This is a genomic window from Streptomyces sp. NPDC001980 (assembly GCF_040296885.1).
GTDB lineage: Bacteria > Actinomycetota > Actinomycetes > Streptomycetales > Streptomycetaceae > Streptomyces.
Genome location: NZ_JBEOYD010000110.1, coordinates 1 through 1,636, shown reverse-complemented (window position 1 = coordinate 1,636; position 1,636 = coordinate 1). Strand labels below are relative to the sequence as shown.

Below are 1,636 nucleotides of genomic sequence, written 5' to 3'. Positions count from 1 at the left end.
GGTGGGGGGACGGTGTTGGTGACGGGTGCGACGGGTGTGTTGGGTGGGGTGTTGGTTCGGCATTTGGTGGTGGAGCACGGGGTGCGGCGTTTGTTGTTGGTGGGGCGTCGGGGTGGTGGGGCTGTGGGTGCGGGTGTGTTGCGTGATGAGTTGTTGGGGTTGGGTGCGGAGCGGGTGGAGTTCGCGGCGTGTGATGTGGGGGATCGGGAGGCGTTGGCTGGGGTGTTGGCGGGGGTTGGGGGGTCGTTGAGTGCGGTGGTGCATGTGGCGGGTGTGCTGGATGACGGTGTGGTGGCGGGGATGTCGGTGGGGCGGTTGGAGCGGGTGTTGCGGCCGAAGGTGGATGCGGCGTGGCATTTGCATGAGTTGACGCGGGGGTGTGATCTGTCGGCGTTTGTGGTGTATTCGTCGTTGGCGGGGTTGTTGGGTACGGCGGGGCAGGCGAATTATGCGGCGGGGAATGCGTTTTTGGATGCGTTGGTGGTGTATCGGCGGGCGTTGGGTCTGCCGGGGGTGTCGTTGGCGTGGGGGTTGTGGGAGCAGTCGGGTGAGTTGACGGGTCATCTTGGGGAGGGGGATCTGCGGAGGTTGTCGCGGTTGGGTCTGCTTCCGTTGGCCTCGGATGATGCGATGGGCTTGTTTGATGCGGGTCTGGCGAGTGGTGAGGCGGTGCTTGCGCTGACCCGGCTGGACATGGCGGTTTTGCGGGGGCAGGAGGAGCCGGCGCCGATGCTCCGGGGTCTTGTGCCGGCGCGGCCGCGACGCCGCACCACACTGGCCACACAGACCGCGCCCACCGACGAGACGTCATTGGCACACCAGCTGGCCGGCCTGCCCCCTGCACAGCGCGAACGGGCACTGGCGGACCTGGTCCGAGGCCGGGTGGCCGCCGTCCTGGGGTACGGGGATCCCGGCGACCTCGACGCCGACCGGTCCTTCCAGGACATGGGCTTCGACTCCCTGACCGCCGTCGAACTGCGCAACCAGCTGGGTGCGGCCACCGGCCTCCGGTTGCCCACCACACTGGCCTTCGACCACCCCACCCCCGCCGCCCTCGCCGCCCATCTCGGCGCGGCACTGGCATCGGAGGGCGCGTCGCCCGACGCGGACGTCTCGGCCCTCCTCAAGGAAATGGACCGGATGGAGGCCTCCTTGCGAGCCGCAGTCACGGTCACGGACGAACGGCAGCGCCACGAGCGCATCATCGCGCGCCTGCAGGAACTGCTGGACATCGCTCACATGAACGACCACGACAGCGAGCGCATCGCCGACTCCCACGAGGACCTGGAGTCCGCGACCGACGAGGAACTGTTCGCCCTCGTCGACGAACTCGACTGAACCCGAATGCCATCAACCCCCATCCCGGAGAGCTGAGAGCACGTGGCTGACGACGACAAGCTTCGCGACTATCTCAAGCGGGCCATCGCGGACGCGCGTGACGCGCGCCGACGCCTGCACGAGGCCGAGGAGAAAGCACACGAGCCGATTGCGATCGTGGGGATGGGGTGCCGTTATCCGGGTGGGGTGGCGTCGCCGGAGGGTCTGTGGCGGCTGGTGGCCGAGGGTGTGGATGCGGTGGGGGAGTTTCCGGTCGGCCGGGGCTGGGATGTGGATGGTCTGTATGACCCGGATCCGG

Annotated in this window: 2 protein-coding genes; both read left to right on the top strand. The window is 68.1% G+C overall.

Annotation, left to right across the window (positions count from 1 at the left end):
• The coding region (locus ABT137_RS50945; RefSeq protein WP_351720895.1) for a type I polyketide synthase at positions 1-1,338 on the top strand (1,338 nt) is incomplete at its 5' end.
• A gap of 42 nt (positions 1,339-1,380) precedes the next feature.
• On the top strand, positions 1,381-1,636 hold a 256-nt coding region (locus ABT137_RS50940), incomplete at its 3' end, for a beta-ketoacyl synthase N-terminal-like domain-containing protein (protein WP_351720893.1).